A 21,902-nucleotide genomic window follows, 5' to 3' on the forward strand; every position below is an offset into this window, starting at 1 on the left:
AACTGACATGGCCGCCAGCTTGCAGAACGCCAACTCCAACGACATCACCAGCGTGATCTCCACGCTCGGTCAGCGTGCCGGCACCCGCGCAGCGGCCGGCGCCAAGGCCGAAGCGGTGGCGGGGCCGAAGCGCGCCGCGATCCTGATGCTGGCGCTCGGCGAGCAATATGGCGGCAAGATCTGGTCGCTGCTCGACGACGACGAGGTGCGTCAGCTGTCGCTGGAAATGTCGACGCTCGGCACCGTCGAGGTCGACACGGTGGAGGACATGCTGCTCGAATTCGTCTCGCGCATGTCGGCTTCCGGCGCGCTGATGGGCAATTTCGACGCCACCGAGCGCCTGCTCCAGCAATATCTGGCGCCCGAGCGCGTCAACGGCATCATGGACGAGATCCGCGGACCTGCCGGCCGCAACATGTGGGAGAAGCTGTCCAACGTGCAGGAAGAGGTTCTCGCCAACTACCTCAAGAACGAATATCCGCAGACCATCGCGGTGGTGCTGTCGAAGCTCAAGCCTGAGCATGCCGCGCGCGTGCTCGGCATCTTCCCCGAGGACCTCGCGCTCGATGTCGTCAATCGCATGCTGAAGATGGAGGCGGTGCAGAAGGAGGTGATCGAGAGCGTGGAGAAGACGCTGCGCACCGAGTTCATGTCCAATCTGTCGCAGACCCGCCGCCGCGACGCCCACGAGGTGATGGCGGAAATCTTCAACAATTTCGACCGCCAGACCGAAACCCGCTTCATCACCTCGCTGGAAGAGGACAACCGCGAGTCCGCCGAGCGGATCAAGGCGCTGATGTTCACCTTCGACGACCTCGTGAAGCTCGATTCCGGCTCGGCCCAGACGCTGATGCGCAACGTCGACAAGGACAAGCTCGGCGTGGCGCTGAAGAGCGCCAACGAGGACGTCCGCAACTTCTTCTTCGGCAACATGTCCTCGCGCGCGGCCAAGATGCTGCAGGACGACATGGCCGCGATGGGCCCGGTGCGCTTGCGCGACGTCGACGAGGCCCAGGCTCTGCTGGTCAATCTCGCAAAGGACCTCGCCGCTAAGGGCGAGATCATGCTGACCAAGAACCGCGCTGACGACGAACTGGTGTATTGATGGGCGCTCCGGCCAAATTCCTGTTCGATACCGACTTCGCCGCGCCCGACCGGACGCGCGAGAAGGCCGCGACCGCGGCCGAGATCGCGCAGAAGGTCGCGGAAGCCGAAGCGCGCGCCTATCAGGACGGCTTTGCCGCGGGCCAGCGCGAGGCCAAGGCCGAGAGCGACCGCCGCGTCGCGCTCGCCATGGAAGAGATCAATATCGCGATCCGGGGCATCGCCTCCGGCATCGGCAATATCGAGAGCAAGATGGAGACCGAGGCGGTCGACGTTGCGGTCGCGGTCGCACGCAAGCTCTGCGCCGACCTGGTCGCGGCCGAGCCGCTCGGCGAGATCATGGCGCTGGTCAAGGATTGCTTCTCGCATCTGGTCGCGACGCCGCATCTCGTCGTCCGCATCAACGACGCGCTCTACGACAGCGCGCGCGAAAAGATCGAGCGGCTCGCCAAGCAGAGCGGCTTCGAAGGACGGCTGGTGATCCTGGCCGAGCCCGAAATTGCCACCGGCGACTGCCGGATCGAATGGGCCGATGGCGGCGTCGTGCTGGAGCGCAGTGCCATCGCGGCCAAGATCGACGACATGGTCGGACGCTATATCGCGTCTCGCAGGGGGAACTAAGCCATGAGCGACAACGACGGACAGGTCCCGCTGCCCGACCTCAACGGCCCATTGCCGCCGACCGGCACCGATGTGAGCTACAACGAGGACGAATATGCCTCGCGCGTCGCCGCCGACCTCGAGGCCGTCTTCGACGTGCCGGTGCAGGTCTCGGCCGTGCTCGGCCGCTCCAAGATGGACGTCGGCGAGCTGTTGAAGCTCGGGCCCGGCACCGTGCTGGAGCTCGACCGCCGCGTCGGCGAGGCCATCGACATTTACGTCAACAACAAGCTCGTCGCCCGCGGCGAGGTGGTGCTGGTCGAGGACAAGCTCGGCGTGACCATGACGGAAATCATCAGGACGGAACGCGGCTAGGCTTTTTTGAGCATGATCTTGTCGGAAAACCGCTTCGCACTTTTCGAGATCATGCGCACAGGAATAAAGCGCGGCAGCGCGAACAGACGGACAGGAGACTGACATGCGGCTTCTCATCGTTGGCACATTGAAGGGCCAGCTCACCACCGCCACCAAGATCGCGATGGAAAACGGCGCCACCGTGACCCATGCCGAGGATCACGAGCAGGCGATGCGCGTGCTGCGCGGCGGCAAGGGCGCCGACCTCCTGCTCGTCGACGTCGCCCTCGACATCCGCGACCTCGTGATGCGGCTCGAGGCCGAGCACATCCACGCCCCGATCGTCGCCTGCGGCATCACCAACGACGCCCGCGCCGCGGTCGCCGCGATCCATGCCGGCGCCAAGGAATACATCCCGCTGCCGCCGGATCCGGAGCTGATCGCCGCCGTGCTGGCCGCCGTCGCCAACGATTCCCGCGAGCTGATCTACCGCGACGAGGCGATGGCGAAGGTCGTCAAGCTCGCCCAGCAGATCGCAGGCTCCGACGCCTCGGTGATGATCACCGGCGAATCCGGCACCGGCAAGGAAGTGCTGGCGCGCTACGTCCACACCCGCTCGGCCCGCGCCAAACGTCCGTTCATCTCGATCAACTGCGCCGCGATCCCCGAGCATCTGCTGGAGTCCGAGCTGTTCGGCCACGAGAAGGGCGCCTTCACCGGCGCGATCGCCCGCCGCATCGGCAAGTTCGAGGAAGCGACCGGCGGCACGCTGCTGCTGGACGAAATCTCCGAGATGGACGTCCGCCTGCAATCGAAACTGCTCCGCGCCATCCAGGAGCGCGTCATCGACCGCGTCGGCGGCACCAAGCCGGTGCCGGTCGACATCCGCATCATCGCGACCTCGAACCGCAACCTGGCGGAAGCCGTGCGCGAAGGCACGTTCCGCGAGGATCTGCTGTTCCGCCTCAACGTCGTGAACCTGAAGATTCCGCCGCTGCGCGAGCGTCCCGCCGACATTCTCGAACTCGCCCAGCACTTCGTGAAGAAATATGCCGAGGCCAACGGCGTGCCGATGCGGCCGATCTCGACTGAAGCCCGCCGCGTGCTCTCCACCAACCGCTGGCAGGGCAACGTCCGCGAGCTCGAAAACACCATGCACCGCTCGGTGCTGATGGCGCAGGGCGACGAGATCGGGCCCGATGCAATCCTGACGCCGGACGGCGACCGCCTCGACCTCGCCAAAACGGCACCAGCCGTGGCGCACGCCACGATGGCCGCCGAGCAGGTGACGCGGGCCCTCGTCGGCCGCACCGTCGCCGACGTCGAACGCGACCTGATCCTGGAGACGCTCAAGCACTGCCTCGGCAACCGGACCCATGCCGCCAACATCCTGGGCATCTCGATCCGCACGCTGCGCAACAAGCTCAACGAATACGCCGACGGCGGCATCCCGATCACGCCGGCCGGCACGCCGGGTGAATATCCGCGGATGCCGATGGTGGGGGCGTAAGCGGCCCCACGCTTGTTGAAAGAATGCCCGGGCTGGTCCCGGGCATTTTCTTTCGGGATTGCTTCGCTTCGCTCGCAATGACGGGCCTCAACAGCATCCTTCGCATAACCGGGCCGCGCCACGTGACTAGGCCATCGCGAGGCCAGGCCCTATAAGCCGCATGAGGCCCACGCGAGGAACCACATGTCTGAAGCTCAAATCACGGATTGGCTGGCGTCGCAGCGGCAGGCGATGATCGATCTGTTGCGCGACGTCGTGAACATCGATTCCGGGTCCTATGACAAGGAGGGCGTCGATGCGGTCGGTGCGCGGTTCGAGCAGCACTTTGCCGAGCACGGCATTCCCTCGCGCCGGGAGAGCCACGGCACGTTTGGCGACGCGCTCCACGCCGAAGTGGCAAAGCCCGGCAGCAACGAGAAGCCGGTGCTGTTGATGGGGCATCGCGACACCGTGTTCGGCAAGGGCGAGGCCGGACGGCGCCCGTTCGCGATCAAGGACGGCCGCGCCTACGGACCCGGCGTCGCCGACATGAAGGCCGGTCTCGTCATGAACGTGTTCGTGGCCACCGCCTTCCACAAATTCGGCGGCTCACCGCATCCGATCAAGGTGCTGATCACCTCGGACGAGGAGATCGGCTCGCCATCGTCGCGGCCGGTGATCGAGCGCGAAGGACGCGCCGCGCGCGCGGTGTTCAACTCCGAGCCAGGCCGCCCTACGGGCAATGTCGTCACCAGCCGCAAGGGCGGCATCTTCATGCATATGGCCGTCACCGGCAAGGCGGCGCATTCCGGTGCCAATTTTGCCGCGGGCATCAGCGCGATCGGCGAGCTCGCGCACAAGATCATCCAGATCCACGCGCTGACCGACCTCACCAAGGGCATCACACTCAATGTCGGCCTCGTCTCAGGCGGCCAGTCGGTCAACACGACCGCTCCTTACGCCGAGGGACAGATCGACATGCGCTATGTCGATCCGAAGGACCGCGCCACCGTGATGGCCGAGATCGAGCGGATCATCGCGACGCCTTACGTGCCCGGCACCAGCGCGACGTTGACGATCAAGGGCGAGTTCGTGCCGGTGGTGCAGAGCGAGGCTTCCAAGGCCCTGTTCGAAAACTATCAGGCCGCGGCGAAACAGGCCGGCCTCGCCACGCTGCAAGGCGAGTTCTCCGGTGGCTGCGCCGATTCCGGCTTCACGGCGGCGGTCGGCACGCCGACGATCTGCGGCGTCGGACCGGTCGGCGGTCTCGCACATACGCCGGAGGAATATCTCGAGCTCGACAGCATCGTGCCGCGGGCGCAGACGCTGGCGCTGGCGATCTTGCGGGGGTGAAGGTGCCACGGTGACGGTCCCGTAGGGTGGGCGAAGCGAAGCGTGCCCACCACCAATCCTTTCGCCATGCCGAGGGATGGTGGGCACGGCGCGAGTGCGCCTTTGCCCACCCTACGAGACCTCTCAAGTTCTACGAATAACTCGGCGCGTCGGGCTTGCGGAAAATGTGGATGGGATCGCCCGGCACGAACGGCTGGCCACGGAACATCGCATAGGCATAGAGAGCGAGATACACGATCGCCAGCGCGCCGACGGCATAGAAGGCCCAGGTCCCGACGCGCTTCATCATCATCTCGCTCCGTTGCCTCCAGATACGGGAGGCTCAGGAACGGCTTCTAGAGCGATGAGGGAGAAAAGGCCAGCCTGCGCAGCTTGATGCCTGCGGCGATCAAGCGCCGCGCAAGCTGCGCGCGGGAACGCTGACTTCCGCGAGCCTTGCGGCGTCCTCGTCCTGGTCCACCGCTACATACTGGCCGTGCCAATAGGCGAGCGCAGCCGTCCGGAGCGAGTTCTTGATGTCCCTGACGCGGCCGATGACGATGCCGTGCGAGTGCCGCTCGACGATCTCCTCGACCTCGCAATCGACGGCGGACAACGCGCCGACCAGCAGCGGCACGCCGGAGACGGCCGTGACCCACTGGGCGCCGGCGAAACGATCGGCCCACTTCAGGCCACCCTTGCCGGCAAAGCGTTCGGCGACATCGAGCTGATCGGCTGCGAGAATGTTCACGCCGAAGGCACCGTGGCGGCGGATCAGCGGGAATGACGAGGCATCGCGGTTGATGCTGACGATCAGCGTCGGCGGATCGACCGACAGCGATGTTACTGATGTAACCGTCATGCCGGTGATGTCCCTGCCCCGACCGGCGGTGATGACGCTGACGCCGCCGGTGAGGTGGCGCATGGCGCCGCGGAAATCGGCGGACGAGACGGGAATTTCAGTCATGAGATCGCGCGGGACAACATTCATGGCATGCTCCCCGAAGCGGGGTTCCCTTCTATTTAGGTGCGATCGTCCGGCGATAAAAGATGGCTCAGGATCGAGCCTTCGAGGCCAGCAAGCTCGACCGAGCCACGCGCACGCGGCCGGGCGGTGTTAACCATGACATCGTGCGCGATCCGGCCCTCGTCGATCACCAGCACCCGGTCGGCGAGCGCGACCGCTTCGGAAACGTCGTGGGTCACCAGGATCGCGGTAAAGCCCTGGTCGCGCCAGACCCGCTCCAAGAGCCGCTGCATCGAGATCCGGGTCAGCGCATCGAGCGCGCCGAGGGGTTCATCGAAGGCCAGCACTCGCGGATGGGAGACCAGCGCGCGGGCCAGTGCGACGCGCTGCTTCTGGCCGCCCGACAGCACCGAGGGCCATTGGTCACGCTTGTCGACGAGCCCGACCTCGGTGAGCGCCTTCTCCGCACGCGACTGCGCGTCATCGGAGGCACGATCGCAGCCGAGACCGACCTCGACATTGGACAGCACCCGCGCCCAGGGCAACAGCCGCGGCTCCTGGAACATCACGCGGATATCTTCTGCCTGGACCTCGTCACCAAAACTGATGCTGCCGGCGTCGATCTTTTCCAGGCCGGCGATGAGGCGCAGCAGCGTGCTCTTGCCGCAGCCGCTCTTGCCGACGATCGCGACGAACTGGCCGGCCGGAATGTGCAGATCGATACCGCGCAGCACCTCGTTGTCGCCGAAGGATTTGCGCAGGCCCCGGATGTTGAGCGGCAGGCCACTCACATGCAGCGGCCGCTCCTCGCGCGCCACCCGGGCGTGAGATGCAAAATTGGCGCGGCTGGCGAGTTCGGTCTCGGGAAGGGACGTACGAAGCGCTGTCTGCATGTCACTCTCAACGTTTCTGGAAAGCGGGGTGCCAGGAGAGCGTCAGGCGCTCCAGCACGCGGGAGGCACTGTCGGCGAGCTTGCCGAGCAGCGCGTAGATCAGGATCGAGAGCACGACGACGTCGATCAGCATGAATTCGCGCGCCTGCATCGCCATGTAGCCGAGGCCCGACGACGCCGCGATGGTCTCGGCGACAATCAGTGTTAGCCACATGATTCCGAGCGCGAAGCGGATGCCGACGAAGATCGACGGCAGCGCGCCCGGGAAGATTACGCGGCGGAACAGTTCGCCGTCACGCATGCCGTAGATGCGGCCCATTTCGATCAGCTGCGGATCGACGGTACGGATGCCGTGCAACGTGTTCAGATAGATCGGGAAGAATACGCCGAGTGCCACCAGAAACAGTTTTGCACTCTCGTCGATGCCGAACCACAGAATGACCAGCGGGATCAGCGCCAGATGCGGCACGTTGCGCACCATCTGCAGCGTGGTGTCGGTGAGTTTTGCCGAGAGCTGCGACAGGCCGTTGGCAAGCCCGAAGGCGAAGCCGATGCTGCCGCCGATCAGGAAGCCGATCGAGGCGCGCCAGAACGACACCCAGATGTTGCGCCCGAGCTCGCCGGACAGCAGCAGCTTCCAGCCCGCCAGCGCGACATCGCTCGGCGCCGGCAGCACGCGCGCCGGGACGAAGCCGGTGATGCTCGCCACTTGCCAGATCGCGATGATGGCGAGCGGGACGATCCACTGGACCAGGCCGTCGACGCGCGGCAGGCGGAAATTGCGGGGGAGAGAGACGCTGTCGATGAGGCTCATGATTGCGACACCCGATGCTGCGGACGGTAGTCGCTGCCGACCGTCTCGCCGAAGGGACCGCCGTTGAAGTGCAGCTTGGTCACGTTGCTCGGCCGCTCCAGCGAGAGCAGCGGGAAGACCAATTCGGCGAAGCGATAGGCTTCCTCCAGATGCGGGTAGCCCGACATGATGAAGGTATCGATGCCGATGTCCTGATACTCCCTAGTACGCGCGGCGACGGTCTGTGCGTCGCCGACCAGCGCAGTGCCGGCACCGCCGCGCACCAGGCCGACACCGGCCCAGAGGTTCGGGGCGATCTCGAGCTTGTCGCGCTTGCCGCCATGGAGCTGCGCCATGCGCTGCTGGCCGACCGAATCCATGCGCTCGAAGTTCTTCTGCGCGGTGGCAATCGTGTCGTCGCTGACATGCCTGATCAGCTCGTTGGCGGCGCGCCAGGCTTCTTCGTTGGTTTCGCGGACGATCACGTGAAGCCGGATGCCGAAGGAGAGCTTTCGGCCACGCGCGGCGGCGATGTCCCTCACCCTCTCGACCTTCTCGGCGACCAGCGCCGGCGGCTCGCCCCAGGTGAGATATTTGTCGACGGCGTCAACCGCGACATCAATGCCCGCATCCGACGAGCCGCCGAAATAAAGCGGCGGCCGCGGCGACTGCACGGGGTGGAACAGCAGCTTGCCGTCCTCGACGTGGATGTGCTTGCCGTCGACATTGACGGTCTTGCCCGCCAGCAAATCGCTATAGACGTTGAGGAACTCGCGCGTGACCTCGTAGCGCTCGTCATGGCCGAGGAAGATGCCGTCGCCCTTGTTCTCGACGGGATCACCGCCGGTGACGACGTTGACGAGAAGCCGGCCGTTGGTGATGCGATCGAGCGTCGCGGTCATGCGCGCCGCCACGGTCGGCGATTGCAAGCCGGGACGGACCGCCACGAGATAGCGCAGCCGCTCCGTGAACGGCGCGACCGAGGAGGCGACGACCCAGGAATCCTCGCAACTCCGTCCCGTCGGCAACAGCACGCCGAAATAGCCGAGCTGATCGGCCGCCTGCGCGATCTGGCGCAGATAGTTGAAATTGACCTCGCGGCCGCCGATGCCGGTGCCGAGATAGCGGCCGTCGCCGTGGGTCGGCAGGAACCAGAGGATGTTGGCGTTGGACTGTTTGCTTGTGACCTTGCTCATGAACCTGGCCTCCGCGCCACGTCGGAAATCTTAATGGATTTGGGAATTAGGTTGAGCGCGAAGAACGCGTCGGCGACCTGCTGCTGATCGGCGATCACGGCATCGGTCAGCGGCTTGATGCCGTAGGCCTGCCGCTTCAGCGCCACCTCGACCACCGGGACGGACAGGCCAATCGCCGGCGCCAGCTGTTTGGCCACCGCGTGGATGTCGCCCTTGGCCCAGTCGTCGACCGAGCTCAGCTCGGCGAGCACGGCGTCGACGATCTCAGGATTGGCGTCGAGGAATTTCTTCGAGGAGAAATAGAACTGGTAGTTCGCGGCGATGTCGGCGCCGTCAGCGAGCGTGCGTGCACCGGTCGCCGCTTCGGCTGCGGCCTGGAACGGATCCCAGATCACCCAGGCATCGACCGCGCCGCGCTCGAAGGCGGCGCGCGCATCGGCCGGCGCCAGGAACACCGGTTCAATTTCCGAATATTTGACGCCCGCTTTCTCCAGCGCCTTGAGCAGGAGGTAGTGAACGTTGGAGCCCTTGTTGAGCGCGACCTTCTTGCCCTTGAGATCAGCAACCGATTTCAGCGGGCTGTCCTTCGGCACGAGGATTGCCTCGCCCTTCGGCGCCGGCGGCTCGTAGGCGACGTACTGGATCGGCGCGCCGGCGGCCTGCGCGAAGATCGGCGGGGCTTCGCCGGTGTTGCCGAAATCGATCGCGCCGACATTGAGCGCTTCGAGCAGCGGCGGACCGGACGGAAATTCGGTCCACACCACCTTGTAGCCGTTGGCGGCAAGCTTCGGCTCCAGCGTGCCCTTGCTCTTGAGCAGCACCAGCTTGCCGTATTTCTGGTAGCCGATGCGGACTACCTTGTCCTGACCGTAGGAGGTACCGACCGCGGCCGCGACGATGCCGATCGAGAGCACGATGGCCGCGATCAGACGCTGAATGATGCGCCTCATGTTCAGACCTTTTGAAATGGGGAGACTGGTTGGCACGATTCACGCTGCCGGGTTGCGCCAGACGATGTCGCGGATGACGATCGGCTTCGGAATCAGGCCAAGCTTGAAGAAGCGATCGGCGACGCCGCCCTGCTGGGTCGCGACGATGTCGTCGGTGACGGGGCCGATCACGAAATTCGCGCGATCGGCCGCCACGGTCTGGATGTCCAGCGGGACGCCGGTGATCGCGGCCAGCGAGCTGGCAACCTCGTCGCGGTGCTGTTCGGCCCATTTTCCGGTCGCGGTCGTTACGTCGACGATCTGTTGCAGGATCGCGCCGTGGTTCTTCGCGAAGTCGCGGTTGGCGATGTAGAAGGAGTTGGTCTTGGTGACCTCGCGCGCATTGATCAGGATGCGGCCATTCTGCCTGGTCTCGCCGATCGCGAAATAAGGATCCCAGATCGCCCAGGCCTCGATGCTGCCATTGGCAAAGGCGGGACCGGCATCCGGCGGCGTCAGATAGACCGGGGTGATGTCCGCGTAGGTCAGGCCCGCCTTCTCCAGCGTCTGCACCACGACGTTGTGGGCGCTGGAGCCCTTGGTGAAGCCGACGCGCTTGCCCTTCAAGTCAGCGATGGCGCGGATCGGCGAGTCCTTCGGCACCAGAATGCCCTGGCCGTTGGTGATGGGCTGGTCGGCGGCGTAGACGATCGCCGCGCCCGCGGCCTGGGCGAACACCGGCGGGGAATCGCCGACCGCACCGTAATCGACGCTGCCGACATTCATGGCCTCCATCATCGGGGGCCCCGAGGAGAATTCGACCCATCTCACGTCGATGCCTTGCGGAGCGAAATGTTTTTCCAGGGTCGCGCGCTGGCGCGTGATCACCAGCACGCCGGTCTTCTGGTAGCCGACACGAATTTCCTTCACCGCGCCTTGCGCATTTGCGCGCGATGCGAAGGCGGCCGCGGCCGCAGTTCCAACAGAGAGTTTGAGAAAGTCCCGACGTTGCATTCCACACTCCCGGCCGCGAGCGGGATCGTGTCCCAGGGAGTGGTGTAACTGGCGGTGGGACACCGCGTTCGCCGGCAAGGGCCGGACTGGTCAGCTGGCGATAGCCGGAAAGCTGACGGTTGGATCATCGCTCAACGGCGCGATGGTTTCCAGCGTCATGTAGCGGGCGCGCTGGACGGCCCATTCATCGTTCTGCTCGAGCAGGATCGCGCCGATGAGGCGGACGATGGCATCCTCGTTGGGGAAGATGCCGACCACCTCGGTGCGCCGCTTGATCTCGCCGTTGAGGCGCTCGATCGGGTTGGTCGAGTGCAGCTTGGTTCGATGCTGCGGCGGGAATGTCATGTAGGCCAGCACATCGGTCTCCGCTTCGTCGAGGAAGCCGGCCAGCTTGGGCAGCTTGGGGCGGAGTTGATCGGCGACCTTCCGCCATTGGGTTCGCGCGGCCTCGGCATCGTCCTGGGCGAACGCGGTGGCAATGAAGGCGGAGACGACGCGCCGCCCACTCTTGCCGGCATGCGCCAGCGCGTTGCGCATGAAGTGGACGCGGCAACGCTGCCAGGTGGCGTTGAGCACCTTGGCGACGGTGGCCTTGATGCCCTCGTGAGCGTCGGAGACGACCAGCTTGACGCCACGCAGGCCGCGGCGAGCAAGCTTGCGCAGGAATGCCGTCCAGAACGTCTCGGCTTCGGAGGGACCGATGTCCATGCCGAGCACTTCGCGGCGGCCGTCACTGTTGACGCCGACCGCGATAATCACCGCGACCGAGACGATGCGGCCATTTTGGCGCACCTTCACGTAGGTGGCGTCGATCCACAGATATGGCCAGTCGCCCTCGATCGGCCGGGCGAGGAAGGCCTTCACCTTGTCGTCGATCTCGCCGCACAGCCGGCTCACCTGGCTCTTCGAGATGCCGGTCATGCCCATGGCCTGCACGAGGTCGTCCACCGAGCGGGTCGAGACGCCCTGCACATAGGCTTCCTGCACCACGGCGGTCAGCGCCTTCTCGGCCATGCGGCGTGGCTCCAGGAAGCCCGGGAAGTAGGAGCCCTTGCGCAGCTTGGGAATACGCAGCTCAACTGCGCCGGCGCGGGTCTCCCAGATCCGGTCGCGGTAGCCGTTGCGCTGGGCCAGACGTTCGGGGTTCTTCTCGCCATAGCCCGCTCCGGTCTGGCCTTCGACTTCCAGCTCCATCAGCCGCTGGGCCGCAAAGCCGATCATCTCGCGCAACAGATCGGCATCAGGGGTCTTCTCCATGAGCGCGCGCAGGTTCATCATCTCGTCGGTCATCGGTGGTTCCTCGAATCAGGTTGGTGTCAGCAACCCGACCCTACCGACGAATCATCGATGACCACCGCAAAGCCGTCCGCCCGCTACGGCGCTATGTGGGGGCGCGCGTGCGGACGGCTTTGCTCTACCGAGCTACACCATCAGCTGGGACACGACCGCGAGCGGCCGTCATCATTCTCGTTCGGGAATGATGGTGCGGGTCAGCGGAGGTGTCGAGACGCGCGGAAAAATAGCGATGCGGACACTGCGCGCGTGGCGGAGTGCATGATTAATCTTTCAAGCAGTCGCACTCATGCAGAGGGATTTTTTCCGCACGCGAATGTGAGAGCTGCACAGATTTGGTCCAGCGCTCCCAGGCCCGGAACACAAATTTCGAAAACAACCCCATGCACAGTAGCCGGGGCGTGCAAAAACAACAACTTACGAATTATCCAAAATAAATTTGACACGTCGGGCAAAACACGAGCAGGATGGCATGATGGCGGCATTCGGAATCGACCGCCCGTGCCGGGCTATTGCAGCCATCTCACCGGCAAATTCTGCAAGCCCCGGAACGCCCAGCCGCCGATCCGCACCGGCTCGTTGTCGGCGATCTCGATGTGCCCGGCACGCGCGAACACCGTCGGCAGCGCGACGTCGGCAATCATGGCGCGCGAGGCCCAGGCGCCGGCGCAGAAATGCGGCCCCGCGCCAAAGGCGACGCTCTTCGAGGTGTCGCGCCGCACGTCGAACTGGTCGGCGCGCTCAAAATGCTTCTCGTCGCGGTTGGCGGAACCGAACATCAGGAACACGCGCTCGTCGGTCTCGAACGTGACGTCGCGGATCGACCATGGCTTGGCAATCCGCCGCGGCGACATGCCGATCGGCGAGATCCAGCGCGCGTATTCCTCGAAGGCCTGGAGCCACGACACCTCGCCCTTGCGCACGAGCTCGAGCTGATCGGGATGCGTCAACAACGCCCACACCGTGCCGGCGATCGCCTTGCGCGGCTCGTTCTGGCCGCCTGATATCGCGAGCTTGACATTGGCGCGCACGCTCTCCATCGGCATGCCCGCGGCGAGCAGCACGCCGAGAATGCTCTGATCGGGATTCTTCGTCATGACCGGCAGGATATCGTCGATCGCAGCATCGATGCCTGACGTCGCCACATGACAGCGCGCCTCCACCGCGGGGTCGCCGCCATAATTGGCGATGCCCTCGATCATGCCTTGCGACCACGCATCCATGTCGTCAAAGCCGATATTGGTGAGGCCGGTGATCGACTTCAGGCATTCGCCGGAGAACGGCAGCGCGAAGTCGCGCATGAAATCGATCCGGTTGCCGGGTTCGATCGCATCGAGAATGCGATCGGCGTGGGCCTGGAATAGCGCGGTCCAGTGCGCCTTCACCGTCTTCGGCGACACCGTCGGAAACATCGCGCGCCGCTCGACCTGATGTGCCTCGCCGTCCTTGCGCATCATGTTGTGGCCCATCAACCGGTTCATCAGACCGGCGGGCTGGTGCGAGGAGAACACATCGATCTGCTTCTCGGAGATCGAGATGTCATCGCGGCTGGCCAGCAATGTCGAGCCGAGCTGCGGCACGAAGGCGATCGGCGCCTCCTTCCGCAGCTTCGCAAGCATCGGATAGGGGTCGGCCCAGAACGCGGCGGGGTCAATATCGATGCGCGGCGCAGTGCTCAAGGCGGTCTCCCCAGGATTCTCGTGTGATCCAGGCCAGACTAGCGAACTCGGGTGCCGGCGTCTGTCCCAAGCGATAGGGACAGACATCAGGGCGCGTCTTCACAAGTTGGTGCGCGGTCGCGATAGCGAGGTCCTTATAGCCCCCAACGACAGACATCGACAAACGCATGAGCGAACGTTCGTTAAGGGCCCAGAAGCTGGCATTCAATGCTGCACGGTGATGCGAATTGGAATGAGATCAGCATTTCCTGAACACCGTGCGCAATCATGGGGGTAGGCCCATGATATGACAAGCTCGCGCTATCCTTTCGAGGTGTTCCGGCGTGTAAATTCTAGCAAGCTTGGGAACGAGTATGGAAATGCGCAGAGCCGGCCTCGCTTCCGTCAAGCGCGCGCCGATCATCCGGGCTTCCTCGACCCTTCCGGACATTGCATGGCATGCCGCCAGAATGAATTGTGCGTTTAGATAGTTGGGCCGGTGCAGAACGGCCGATTTCGCCCATGACGACCCTTCCTCGTATCGATCTGTCAAGAAATGCGCAAACGCTATTCCGGTCTGCATCAGAAAAAGAAACGGATCCATAGGGCTCAAACGCAGCCCGGAGTGAAACTGCTTCAGCGCCGCCTCTACATCGCCGCGGCGTATGTGTTCCCAGCCGATAGTATATCGTGCGACAGCCAGATTTGGGTTGAGTTCATACGCTTGGAAGACGAGGGTCACGCCATCGTCGATCTCGTACAGTACAGCGGCAATAGCCTGTCCGGCCCTCACGAGAACGGTTGGATCTTCCTTGTCGAGCTCAATTGCGCGCCTTGCCAACTGTCGGGTGTCGTTCCGTTCCTGATCCGCATCGATCGTCCAGCCGAAAACCTTCCGCTGCAGATAGCAATAAGCACCAAGCGCGTATGCGGCGGCCAAGCCGGGATCGACTTCGACAGCAAGCCGCGTCAGTCGGAGGGCTTCAATGTTTTGGTCGCGGGTGAATTGATAGAAGCTCGAGAGTGCACGAAGATAATAGTCGTAAGCCTGAAGATTTTCGGCTGGCTTACGTTTTGCACGCTCTATCTCGGCGCGCTCCAATTGAGGAAACAAGGCGCCGATCACGCTGCTCGTCACTTGATCCTGCAGATCGAAGATATCGTTGAGCTGGCTGTCGAAGCGGTCCGCCCAAAGATGGGCCCCCGTCGTGGCCTCGATCAACTGCCCCGAAATGCGAACTCGATCGCCGGATTTGCGCACACTGCCTTGGAGCACATACCGAACGCCTAGCTCGCGCCCGACCCGCCTGATGTCGATAGCCTTGCCCTTGTAGGTAAAAGTGGATTGTCGCGCGATGACGAACAGCGATTTGGACCGTGAAAGGCCGGTGATGATGTCCTCGACCATCCCGTCGGCGAAATACTCCTGCTCCGGATCTGAGCTCAGATTGGTGAAGGGGAGAACGGCAAGCGACGGTTTGTCGGGAAGTGCGAAGGCGGGCTGAGCCGTGTCCCTTTGGGGTTCGGTCACTGCTGCGGTCGGGGTTTCTTGCACCGCACCGATAAAGCGATAGCCCTTCCTCGGCAGCGTCTTGATCAACCGCTGTTTCTCTCCGGAATCGCCAATTGCGGACCGAGCGGCATTTAGCCGGGTCGTCAGCGCGACATCCGACACGCACCGCCCCTTCCAAATGGCTGTGATGAGTTCGTCCTTGCCAACTACGCGCTCGCGGTTGCGGATGAGATAGTCGAGCAGGTCAAAGGCCTGTGGCGTCAGGGCGACGATATTTGTGTCGCGATATAGCTCGCGACGGCCGGAATCTAGTTCGTAGTGTTCGAAGAGATAGCGCAAGACGCGAAATCCCTTTAGGGCGGTCGCCGGTCAGGCCGGGCAACACCTGGAAAGTTGGCAACACCTGAAAAGTTAAAGAATAAGCCGCCCGTAAGGAAAATGTAAGCAGCAGGTCAAGCGCGCTGGGCCGGATCTTGCGAGCTTGTCCGGGTGGAAACATACCCGAGGATGCTGCAATGAGCACGATTTTTCAGACAACGGACTTGGTCCAGAGGGCCATTTCGCAGCGACGCAATGTCAGCGCTTTCGAGAATTGTTGGACCGCTTTTCAAGAGTGGCGGAAATGGGAGCGACTGCGGCGCGATCTCTGCAGCCTTAGCGATCGGGAGCTCATGGATATCGGGATTGCATTTGGCGAGATCGACTACGTGGCCTCGAACCGAAATACCGACCCGCGAGGCATAAGATCGGTCGGATGACTCGTCCACTCCTTCGGAGGAAGATCACAGGCACCTTTGGCAAAAGATATCCGCCAGCGCCTCGAATACAACCGGCGCGCGTTCCACACGGGCAATCGTTCGTGCGCCTTCGATGGCGGCGACCAATGCGGCTGCGCTAGAGGATGCGCGCGCGGCAGCGAAACCGCACCCCCGGAGATGCTCTGCAACAATCTCGGTCAAATCAACAAATCCGCGCGCTACCCGTTTGGTCAGCTCGGCGTCCAGCACGGATAGCTCATTCGCCAGATTTTGCATGAGACATCCATACTGGAAGTCGTCGACAATCATCTCGGCCGCGATTGCCCCAAAAATCTGATGAAAAAAATTCGGAGCATCGCCTGTCGTATTCGCTGAGATATGCCGGAACACAGCAGCTCTGTTCGCAAGGTAAAGATCGATTGTTTCCTCCGCCAGCTGGGTCTTGCCGCGCGGAAAGTGAAAGTAGAACGATCCTTTGGGCGAGCCACTTTCTTCAATGATCTGGTTCAATCCAGTCGCAGCGTAGCCCTGGATGCGAAACAGTCGTTCGGCGGTGGCAATCGCGCGAGCGCGGGCGTCAGTTTTACGGGGCATGTCGGAAACGTAACACGCCTCGCTTGACAGGACTATGGCGATCGCCATACTATGGTGATCACCATAGTAAATGAGGCCCGCGACGGTGGCGGCGCCGGGGCGCGTCGCGAAAGGATCATTTTGACGAGCGCCAAATTGGTCACTCTATCTGGAGATTTGCTTTGTCCCTGTCCATGTACGACGCCACCGTTCCCGGCATGGTGCGCTCGCTGAAGAATCTCGACGCCATCCTCGACAAGGCAGTGGCCTACGCCGAGGGCAAGAAGGTGGACCCGACCGTCCTAGTGGGCAGCCGGTTGGCCTTCGACATGCTGCCCTTCTCGACCCAGATCCATCGCGCCACGGAAACAGCGAGGGGCGGCGCGGCGCGCCTGGCCCAGATGGACATCCCGAGCTTCCCCGACGAGGACAAGACCGTCGCGGAGCTGAAGGGCCGCCTCGCCAAGACCGTCGCCTTCCTGGAGAGCGTGCCGATGGAGAAGTTCGCGGGGGCCGAGGATCGCACCGTCACCCAGAAGCTCGGCGGCAACGACATGACCTTCCCCGCCAAGCAGTATCTGTTCGGCTTCATGATCCCGAATTTCTACTTCCACGTGACCACCGCCTACGCGATCCTCCGCCACAACGGGGTGGAGATCGGCAAGATAGACTTCCTCCGCGGCATCTGAGGCGAACTTCGCGGAGGGCGCCGCGACGGCGCCCTCTGCTATGGACCAATATCGAAAGTCGAGCTTCTCTGGATTTGCGGTGTCGCAGAAGTTATCTTGTGCAACTCACGAGGAATATTCCCTGCCTGCTGGTGAAGACGAAGGATGACCGACGACGACATAGAGATACGTCGCCTCGCACGGGAGGACGCAGTCCTCTATCGAGACATTCGACTGGAGGCTCTCCAAGCCAACCCGGAAGCGTTCGGTAGCACCTTCGAGGTTGAAGATGCTCAGCCGCTGAGTTTGTTCTCGGATCGGCTCGGCAGCTCTACAGTGCTCGGCGCGTTCCGCGACACGAGCTCGTCGGCATTGTCGGCTTTGCTGTCCAACAGGGCCAGAAACAAGCTCACAAAGGCGCGCTTTGGGGAATGTACGTTCGACCCGCCGCAAGGAATGCCAAGGTCGGTCGACGGTTGGTCGAAGCGGTATGCAATCACGCCCGTCAGCAGGTTGAGCTGATCCAGCTCAGCGTGGTGGCGGACAATGAACAGGCGCGGAGGCTTTACGCGAGATTGGGCTTCCTGGAGTACGGCGTGGAGAAGAACGCTCTGAAGCAAGCTGGCCGCTACTACGACTCGGTTCTTATGGCAAATGATCTCTCGCGGCACTGAATTATTACGGCTCGTGGCTCCCGGATCAGCCTAATGACGGTGCATGCAGGCGTGGACGTAATCCTTAAATGCCGGGTCTTTCTTAGCTTTGAAGAAACCCATCGCACGGGCCTCGTCGCGACACTCTTCCTTTTTCTCGACTATTTCCGGATGTCTCGCCGCCTTGCACTGAAAGCGGAAAGGTCCTGGCGGATATTGCCTGCAGTTTTGCGCTTCGGCAGCGATCACAAGGCTGCCAAGAAGTATCGAAGCGCCAACCAGTATTCTCATCATGAGGCACCCGAACTAACACTGATGTCTCGCGCGTTCACGGCGAGCATGATGCCGATCGTCGCGAACAAACGGTAGATCCTGGCGGCTACCATTAGGAGGTAGTCAAGCGGAGGCGCTTTCGGCGCACCCATGAACCGCCTCAACCGGTGACCAACGGTTCGGCTGCTGCTGTCACAAGCGAGAGGCGAGGTGAGCCAAGAGGGATGTCTGCATGAGGACGACTTCCAGATTGTCGTTCAGGAGTGGAAGCGTCTTTAGAACGCACCTCAACGTGGCGTGCCGCCATGTCGTTGATGGGCCAAAACTGGACATCAACAGGACAATGACAAAGTCATGGTCGCTTGTCGGCGGCCATAGCCCGATGCATTTTTTTCGCTTTGCGTTGATCGCGGCGCTTCAAACCCGATTCACCGTCCCGGCCATAAAGCCAAGAAACGATCCGGCTAAGAAAGAGGCACTAAGCATTATTAGATAGAGAACAAGCTTGTCTTGAACAAAATGAAGCACGATCCACCCCAGCAGCATGCAAATTAGCCCGCCGCCTGCCGGCCAAAGCGCACGCCGCCGAACTGCGAGCCGCTGGGCCGGGCCAAGCAGCTCAGAGTTCCGTGATAGATTCCGGGATCGGCGAAACGATGCCTCGAAACTCAAGGCTACCACGATCACACAGGCAGTGAGGAAGTAACCAGACATTATCCTTGGTGCCAACCGTTACCATCTTGAAGGACACCGGCGAGACAATAGCGTGGATTGATTGCCTCGACCTTAAGGAGATAGCGAACAAGCAGCCGTATCGGAGCACGACGACGCTGGTGGGCGGACCGCGTGTCCGCGTTGCTCTCGCAAGCAGGTATCGCGGACTTGGAGTCCTCCTTAGTTCAGGCGCGCGGCCCTCCGAGCAGCCGCAGCACGATCGCAAACAGCTCGTTCTGCGCGGAAATGCCGAGCCGCTCATAGGCGCGCTTGCGGTAGGTTAGGGTGGAATGAACGCTGATGCCGAGCGTTTGCGAGATCGCCTGCGAGCTGAGACCGAGCAGGATACGGCGGCAGACGTCCTGCTCGCGCGGCGTCAGCGCGGAGAGCGGCGCGCGCGTCGCAAACAGCGCGGCGAGGTTCTGGTCGGGCGTTGCAGTCGCGGCCTGCTGGAAATGACGTGCGACGCTGGCGCCAATCGCCGGCGCGATCGCCTGCAGCCGCGCACGCTCGGCGTCGCCAAAGCGGCCCTGCGCCGTGATGCGGTAGAAATTCACATAAAAGCAGGTGTCGTCGACCCAGATCGCGGTCGCGCATTTGTCGACGATATCCGAATCGCTGAAGAAGATTTTCCGGTAGCGTGCGCCATACATGCGCGGCGCGAACGACGGCAACACGATCGGCGCGCTGCCCTCGCCTTCGAACAGCGTATCGCGATTGGGATCGGATTCGTGGAATTGCCCGGCATAGGCCGCGCCGAGATCGCCGCCGGTCGGGATGTTGCCGACATCGAGCAGGCAACGCGCCGCGCCGGCGCGCGTGAGTGCAAACACCATGCAATGGCCGACGCCGGCCTGCCGGCGCAGCGTGTCGATGAGGATGTTTGGGAAGTCCGGACGGCCAATGGCGAGCACCGCGGGCGTGACGTCGCCGACCGCAGGATTTGAGGCCATCGCGTGGGGCCGCATGGGGATCCTCCGCCAAAGTTCTTTTGGCGGAAGATAGCAGCAGTGGGAGTTAGCTGGAAGTCGGCCGAACTGGCGTATGACGCTTCTGGGTCCCGGCTCTGCGCAGCAGCGCAGCGCTTCTTCAGCGGTGCGCTGCTGAGCCGGGGCCCACGCCGCTGCAGAAAGAACGGTCCCGCTCCCTACCCCGCTGCCGCCTTCGCCGGCGCGACGTTGATGGCGAGCTTGCCGTAGCGGTCGGTGAAGGCCTCGGTGTCGATCTCTTCCAGCTTGATCTCGCCGCTCATCACGCCCTGCTTCCACGCCGCCTGCGCCGGATCGTTCTGGAACTCCGGCATCACCTCGCGGCCGAACAGCTCGAGCGATTCGCAGATGTGCTCGTGGCTGTTCTTGCCGGCCTGGTTGAGCAGGATGACCTGGTCGATATACGACGACTGAAAGCGCTTCAGCTTCTTGCGGATCGTTTCCGGCGAGCCGATCAGGCCGCCGCGCAAGGCCGCCTCCTGCGCCTCCGGATTGTCGCGCTTCCATTTGTTGTACTCGTCCCACATGTTGACGGTGTAGGGCGCGGGACGCTGGCGGTTCTGCGCGGCGCCGTAGAAGCGCAGCGCGAACTGGAAGAAGGTGGCGCCGTCGGCGCGCGCACGCGCTTCCTCGTCCGTCCTGGCGCACATGAAGAACGACACCAGCGCCATGTTCGGATTGATCTCGTAGTCAGCCAATTTGTGCAGCCGCTTGGTCATGGCGTTGTAGTAAGCATGCGCTCGTCGCCGGCCACCCAGGGCCGCGGCAGTTGCAGCTCATAGAAGATGCCGAACTTCATGACGCGGTCTCTCCCAAGTTTTCTTGCCCGCTTATTTTTTGTTGCGGGCATCTTAATGCGCGAGGCGGCGCTGTCTACGCAGTCGCAATTCCGCCATGCGGGAGAACGCGCTTTTCGGCGCGGCGGCCATTCAGCACCGCGCCGATGAAGGTGAAGCGCACGAAGAGATGATAGCTCGCCAGCATCGGCGGAATCGCGACGACGAGAATGACGGCGAACTTGACCAGGGCGGGCCAGTCGAGCTGCGACAGCGCGACCTGCAGCACCGTCACAATCGGCAGATGGATCAGATAGAGCCAGTAGGAGGCATCTGCGAGATAGCGCCAGGCCGGGCTGAAGCCCGACATGAAGCGGAGCGCGAGTCCCATCACCGCGAAGGTCGCAATCCATATCGCCGGCGCGTAGAGGATGGCGGAGGCAAGCCGGAGCGCGGCGAAGCTGACCGGCAGCTTTGGCGCACCCGGCGCGGAGAACATGACGCCCGATAGCACGAAGCCGATCAGGATCAGGCCGACCGCGAGCAGGAGATGCGCAAGCCAGCGCCGCTCGAGGAGCCGCAACAGACCGATCTGCCGATGCAACAGCCAGCCGCCGCCGAAGGCGGTGCCAAAGCCGATCCAGGCTTGCGCGTTGGTCATGAGCGATTGATCCGGCGTCCTTACACCCATCACATTGATCCAGCGTTGGTCGAGACAGAAAGCGATGCCGATCGGGATCGCCAGAACCAGCGGCGCCAGCGGATTGCGCATGATCCGTGCGAAGGCACGGTCAATCACCGCTTGCCAGATGCCTGACTTGTCGAGCCGGACAAATGCGCCGCGCAGCAGCAGCATGGCGACATAGAGCTCGAGCAGCACATAGATGAACCAGAGATGGGTCAGGGGGAAATTCGGCAGCACCGGCGGCCAGCTGCGGGACCACCCGCCATTCGGGAAGTGAGACGCCCAGATCGCGATCAGGTACATGGACGCGAACAGGATTGGCCAACCGATCACGAGCGGCAGCCCAATTCGCTGCAGCCGGTCCCGGAGGAAACCCCTGACGCCCCGGTGATGAAAGCTCATGCGGGCGAAGAAACCCGCCATCAGGAAGAACGTCGTCATCCGGAAAACGTGGATGGCGAAGGTCAGCAGGCCCAGGAGCAGGCTTGGATGGGTGTCCTGGATGAACCAGATCCGGGGCGAGACAGGCACGAACGACATTGCCGCGTGCAGGACGATGCCGAGCAGCAGGGCACCTCCCCTGAGCGCATCGAGGGCGTGCAATCGTTCCGATACAGGTGCGGCGGTCGTCGCTTGGGACATGGATGAGCTCGTGATGGCTGGCGAGGGGTTTCTCGC

At 63.1% G+C, this 21,902-nt stretch carries 21 protein-coding genes and 2 pseudogenes; 9 read left to right on the forward strand and 14 right to left on the reverse strand.

The window, feature by feature from the left end; genetic code table 11:
• The first annotated feature begins 7 nt into the window (after nucleotides 1-7).
• From fliG to JJC00_RS31345, 5 genes are all read left to right on the forward strand, one after another.
• Nucleotides 8-1,105, forward strand: coding sequence for a flagellar motor switch protein FliG (gene fliG / locus JJC00_RS31325; RefSeq protein ID WP_200469659.1), 1,098 nt, complete (start codon nucleotides 8-10; stop codon nucleotides 1,103-1,105).
• Entirely contained in the window at nucleotides 1,105-1,725 is a 621-nt protein-coding gene (locus JJC00_RS31330) for a FliH/SctL family protein (protein WP_200469660.1), read from the forward strand. Before fliG ends, JJC00_RS31330 begins: the two co-directional genes overlap by 1 nt.
• 3 nt (nucleotides 1,726-1,728) lie before the next feature.
• A complete protein-coding gene (gene fliN / locus JJC00_RS31335; protein WP_200469661.1) occupies nucleotides 1,729-2,079 on the forward strand; it encodes a flagellar motor switch protein FliN in 351 nt (116 codons plus the stop codon).
• 103 nt (nucleotides 2,080-2,182) lie between these two features.
• Nucleotides 2,183-3,568, forward strand: a complete 1,386-nt coding sequence (gene flbD / locus JJC00_RS31340) for a sigma-54-dependent transcriptional regulator FlbD (RefSeq protein ID WP_200469662.1) — start codon at nucleotides 2,183-2,185, stop codon at nucleotides 3,566-3,568.
• Between the two features lie 183 nt (nucleotides 3,569-3,751).
• On the forward strand, nucleotides 3,752-4,900 hold the full coding sequence (locus JJC00_RS31345; protein ID WP_200469663.1) for a M20 family metallopeptidase: 1,149 nt from the start codon (nucleotides 3,752-3,754) through the stop codon (nucleotides 4,898-4,900).
• Between the two features lie 130 nt (nucleotides 4,901-5,030).
• Here the strand turns inward: JJC00_RS31345 and JJC00_RS31350 are convergent, their stop codons facing one another.
• The 10 genes and pseudogenes from JJC00_RS31350 to JJC00_RS31395 all read right to left on the reverse strand — a co-directional run bounded on the left by JJC00_RS31350 (nucleotide 5,031) and on the right by JJC00_RS31395 (nucleotide 15,474).
• Nucleotides 5,031-5,189: a hypothetical protein gene (locus tag JJC00_RS31350; protein ID WP_200474376.1), complete on the reverse strand. Its 159-nt coding sequence runs from the start codon at nucleotides 5,187-5,189 to the stop codon at nucleotides 5,031-5,033.
• A 99-nt stretch (nucleotides 5,190-5,288) separates the two neighbouring features.
• A complete protein-coding gene (locus JJC00_RS31355) occupies nucleotides 5,289-5,870 on the reverse strand; it encodes a flavin reductase family protein (protein ID WP_200469664.1) in 582 nt (193 codons plus the stop codon).
• Nucleotides 5,871-5,902: 32 nt separating this feature from the next.
• A pseudogene (locus tag JJC00_RS31360) lies at nucleotides 5,903-6,538 on the reverse strand (ATP-binding cassette domain-containing protein); the annotation flags it as partial.
• Between the two features lie 208 nt (nucleotides 6,539-6,746).
• A complete protein-coding gene (locus JJC00_RS31365) occupies nucleotides 6,747-7,553 on the reverse strand; it encodes an ABC transporter permease subunit (RefSeq protein WP_200469666.1) in 807 nt (268 codons plus the stop codon).
• On the reverse strand, nucleotides 7,550-8,728 hold the full coding sequence (ssuD, locus tag JJC00_RS31370; RefSeq protein ID WP_200469667.1) for an FMNH2-dependent alkanesulfonate monooxygenase: 1,179 nt from the start codon (nucleotides 8,726-8,728) through the stop codon (nucleotides 7,550-7,552). Before ssuD ends, JJC00_RS31365 begins: the two co-directional genes overlap by 4 nt.
• Nucleotides 8,725-9,678, reverse strand: a complete 954-nt coding sequence (locus JJC00_RS31375; RefSeq protein WP_200469668.1) for a sulfonate ABC transporter substrate-binding protein — start codon at nucleotides 9,676-9,678, stop codon at nucleotides 8,725-8,727. Before JJC00_RS31375 ends, ssuD begins: the two co-directional genes overlap by 4 nt.
• A 39-nt stretch (nucleotides 9,679-9,717) precedes the next feature.
• The gene (locus JJC00_RS31380; protein WP_200469669.1) at nucleotides 9,718-10,671 is read right to left on the reverse strand and encodes a sulfonate ABC transporter substrate-binding protein; all 954 of its coding nucleotides are present in this window, start codon (nucleotides 10,669-10,671) and stop codon (nucleotides 9,718-9,720) included.
• A gap of 90 nt (nucleotides 10,672-10,761) precedes the next feature.
• Complete coding sequence (locus tag JJC00_RS31385) at nucleotides 10,762-11,961, reverse strand: IS256 family transposase (protein WP_200467897.1); 1,200 nt, start codon at nucleotides 11,959-11,961, stop codon at nucleotides 10,762-10,764.
• A 512-nt stretch (nucleotides 11,962-12,473) separates the two neighbouring features.
• The gene (locus tag JJC00_RS31390) at nucleotides 12,474-13,643 is read right to left on the reverse strand and encodes a cytochrome P450 (protein ID WP_200469670.1); all 1,170 of its coding nucleotides are present in this window, start codon (nucleotides 13,641-13,643) and stop codon (nucleotides 12,474-12,476) included.
• Between the two features lie 265 nt (nucleotides 13,644-13,908).
• Nucleotides 13,909-15,474 (reverse strand): winged helix-turn-helix domain-containing tetratricopeptide repeat protein, encoded by a 1,566-nt coding sequence (locus JJC00_RS31395; protein ID WP_246773982.1) that lies wholly within the window; start codon nucleotides 15,472-15,474, stop codon nucleotides 13,909-13,911.
• A 176-nt stretch (nucleotides 15,475-15,650) separates the two neighbouring features.
• Here JJC00_RS31395 and JJC00_RS31400 point away from each other — a divergent pair, with 176 nt between their 5' ends.
• Nucleotides 15,651-15,893 carry a DUF1127 domain-containing protein gene (locus JJC00_RS31400; RefSeq protein ID WP_200469671.1) on the forward strand — a complete coding sequence of 81 codons (243 nt, stop codon included), beginning with the start codon at nucleotides 15,651-15,653 and terminating at the stop codon, nucleotides 15,891-15,893.
• Between the two features lie 24 nt (nucleotides 15,894-15,917).
• Here the strand turns inward: JJC00_RS31400 and JJC00_RS31405 are convergent, their stop codons facing one another.
• Complete coding sequence (locus tag JJC00_RS31405) at nucleotides 15,918-16,487, reverse strand: TetR/AcrR family transcriptional regulator (protein WP_200474295.1); 570 nt, start codon at nucleotides 16,485-16,487, stop codon at nucleotides 15,918-15,920.
• Between the two features lie 161 nt (nucleotides 16,488-16,648).
• On the opposite strand from JJC00_RS31405, the gene JJC00_RS31410 reads away from it, so the two are divergent.
• The 3 genes from JJC00_RS31410 to JJC00_RS31420 all read left to right on the forward strand — a co-directional run bounded on the left by JJC00_RS31410 (nucleotide 16,649) and on the right by JJC00_RS31420 (nucleotide 18,156).
• On the forward strand, nucleotides 16,649-17,155 hold the full coding sequence (locus tag JJC00_RS31410; protein ID WP_200469672.1) for a DUF1993 domain-containing protein: 507 nt from the start codon (nucleotides 16,649-16,651) through the stop codon (nucleotides 17,153-17,155).
• A 350-nt stretch (nucleotides 17,156-17,505) separates the two neighbouring features.
• On the forward strand, nucleotides 17,506-17,808 hold the full coding sequence (locus JJC00_RS38390; RefSeq protein WP_246774303.1) for a GNAT family N-acetyltransferase: 303 nt from the start codon (nucleotides 17,506-17,508) through the stop codon (nucleotides 17,806-17,808).
• Nucleotides 17,809-17,841: 33 nt separating this feature from the next.
• Nucleotides 17,842-18,156, forward strand: coding sequence for a hypothetical protein (locus JJC00_RS31420; protein ID WP_200469673.1), 315 nt, complete (start codon nucleotides 17,842-17,844; stop codon nucleotides 18,154-18,156).
• Nucleotides 18,157-18,959: 803 nt separating this feature from the next.
• Here the strand turns inward: JJC00_RS31420 and JJC00_RS31425 are convergent.
• The 3 genes and pseudogenes from JJC00_RS31425 to JJC00_RS31435 form a co-directional block, all read right to left on the reverse strand.
• Nucleotides 18,960-19,742 carry a helix-turn-helix transcriptional regulator gene (locus JJC00_RS31425; RefSeq protein WP_200469674.1) on the reverse strand — a complete coding sequence of 261 codons (783 nt, stop codon included), beginning with the start codon at nucleotides 19,740-19,742 and terminating at the stop codon, nucleotides 18,960-18,962.
• A 179-nt stretch (nucleotides 19,743-19,921) separates the two neighbouring features.
• Nucleotides 19,922-20,500 (reverse strand): annotated as a pseudogene (locus JJC00_RS31430) (LLM class flavin-dependent oxidoreductase); the annotation flags it as partial.
• A gap of 136 nt (nucleotides 20,501-20,636) precedes the next feature.
• The gene (locus tag JJC00_RS31435) at nucleotides 20,637-21,866 is read right to left on the reverse strand and encodes an acyltransferase family protein (protein WP_200469675.1); all 1,230 of its coding nucleotides are present in this window, start codon (nucleotides 21,864-21,866) and stop codon (nucleotides 20,637-20,639) included.
• Nucleotides 21,867-21,902 lie beyond the last annotated feature (36 nt).

Source organism: Bradyrhizobium diazoefficiens (genome assembly GCF_016616885.1).
In the GTDB taxonomy this organism is placed as follows: Bacteria; Pseudomonadota; Alphaproteobacteria; order Rhizobiales; family Xanthobacteraceae; genus Bradyrhizobium; species Bradyrhizobium diazoefficiens_F.

What these genes read in the sequence shown, in the direction of transcription:
- fliG (WP_200469659.1), top strand. Translation starts at nt 8, where the DNA reads ATGGCCGCCAGCTTGCAGAACGCCAACTCCAACGACATCACCAGCGTG.
- JJC00_RS31330 (WP_200469660.1), top strand. Translation starts at nt 1,105, where the DNA reads ATGGGCGCTCCGGCCAAATTCCTGTTCGATACCGACTTCGCCGCGCCC.
- fliN (WP_200469661.1), top strand. Translation starts at nt 1,729, where the DNA reads ATGAGCGACAACGACGGACAGGTCCCGCTGCCCGACCTCAACGGCCCA.
- flbD (WP_200469662.1), top strand. Translation starts at nt 2,183, where the DNA reads ATGCGGCTTCTCATCGTTGGCACATTGAAGGGCCAGCTCACCACCGCC.
- JJC00_RS31345 (WP_200469663.1), top strand. Translation starts at nt 3,752, where the DNA reads ATGTCTGAAGCTCAAATCACGGATTGGCTGGCGTCGCAGCGGCAGGCG.
- JJC00_RS31350 (WP_200474376.1), bottom strand. Translation starts at nt 5,189, where the DNA reads ATGATGAAGCGCGTCGGGACCTGGGCCTTCTATGCCGTCGGCGCGCTG.
- JJC00_RS31355 (WP_200469664.1), bottom strand. Translation starts at nt 5,870, where the DNA reads ATGAATGTTGTCCCGCGCGATCTCATGACTGAAATTCCCGTCTCGTCC.
- JJC00_RS31365 (WP_200469666.1), bottom strand. Translation starts at nt 7,553, where the DNA reads ATGAGCCTCATCGACAGCGTCTCTCTCCCCCGCAATTTCCGCCTGCCG.
- ssuD (WP_200469667.1), bottom strand. Translation starts at nt 8,728, where the DNA reads ATGAGCAAGGTCACAAGCAAACAGTCCAACGCCAACATCCTCTGGTTC.
- JJC00_RS31375 (WP_200469668.1), bottom strand. Translation starts at nt 9,678, where the DNA reads ATGAGGCGCATCATTCAGCGTCTGATCGCGGCCATCGTGCTCTCGATC.
- JJC00_RS31380 (WP_200469669.1), bottom strand. Translation starts at nt 10,671, where the DNA reads ATGCAACGTCGGGACTTTCTCAAACTCTCTGTTGGAACTGCGGCCGCG.
- JJC00_RS31385 (WP_200467897.1), bottom strand. Translation starts at nt 11,961, where the DNA reads ATGACCGACGAGATGATGAACCTGCGCGCGCTCATGGAGAAGACCCCT.
- JJC00_RS31400 (WP_200469671.1), top strand. Translation starts at nt 15,651, where the DNA reads ATGAGCACGATTTTTCAGACAACGGACTTGGTCCAGAGGGCCATTTCG.
- JJC00_RS31405 (WP_200474295.1), bottom strand. Translation starts at nt 16,487, where the DNA reads ATGCCCCGTAAAACTGACGCCCGCGCTCGCGCGATTGCCACCGCCGAA.
- JJC00_RS31420 (WP_200469673.1), top strand. Translation starts at nt 17,842, where the DNA reads ATGACGGTGCATGCAGGCGTGGACGTAATCCTTAAATGCCGGGTCTTT.
- JJC00_RS31425 (WP_200469674.1), bottom strand. Translation starts at nt 19,742, where the DNA reads ATGCGGCCCCACGCGATGGCCTCAAATCCTGCGGTCGGCGACGTCACG.
- JJC00_RS31435 (WP_200469675.1), bottom strand. Translation starts at nt 21,866, where the DNA reads ATGTCCCAAGCGACGACCGCCGCACCTGTATCGGAACGATTGCACGCC.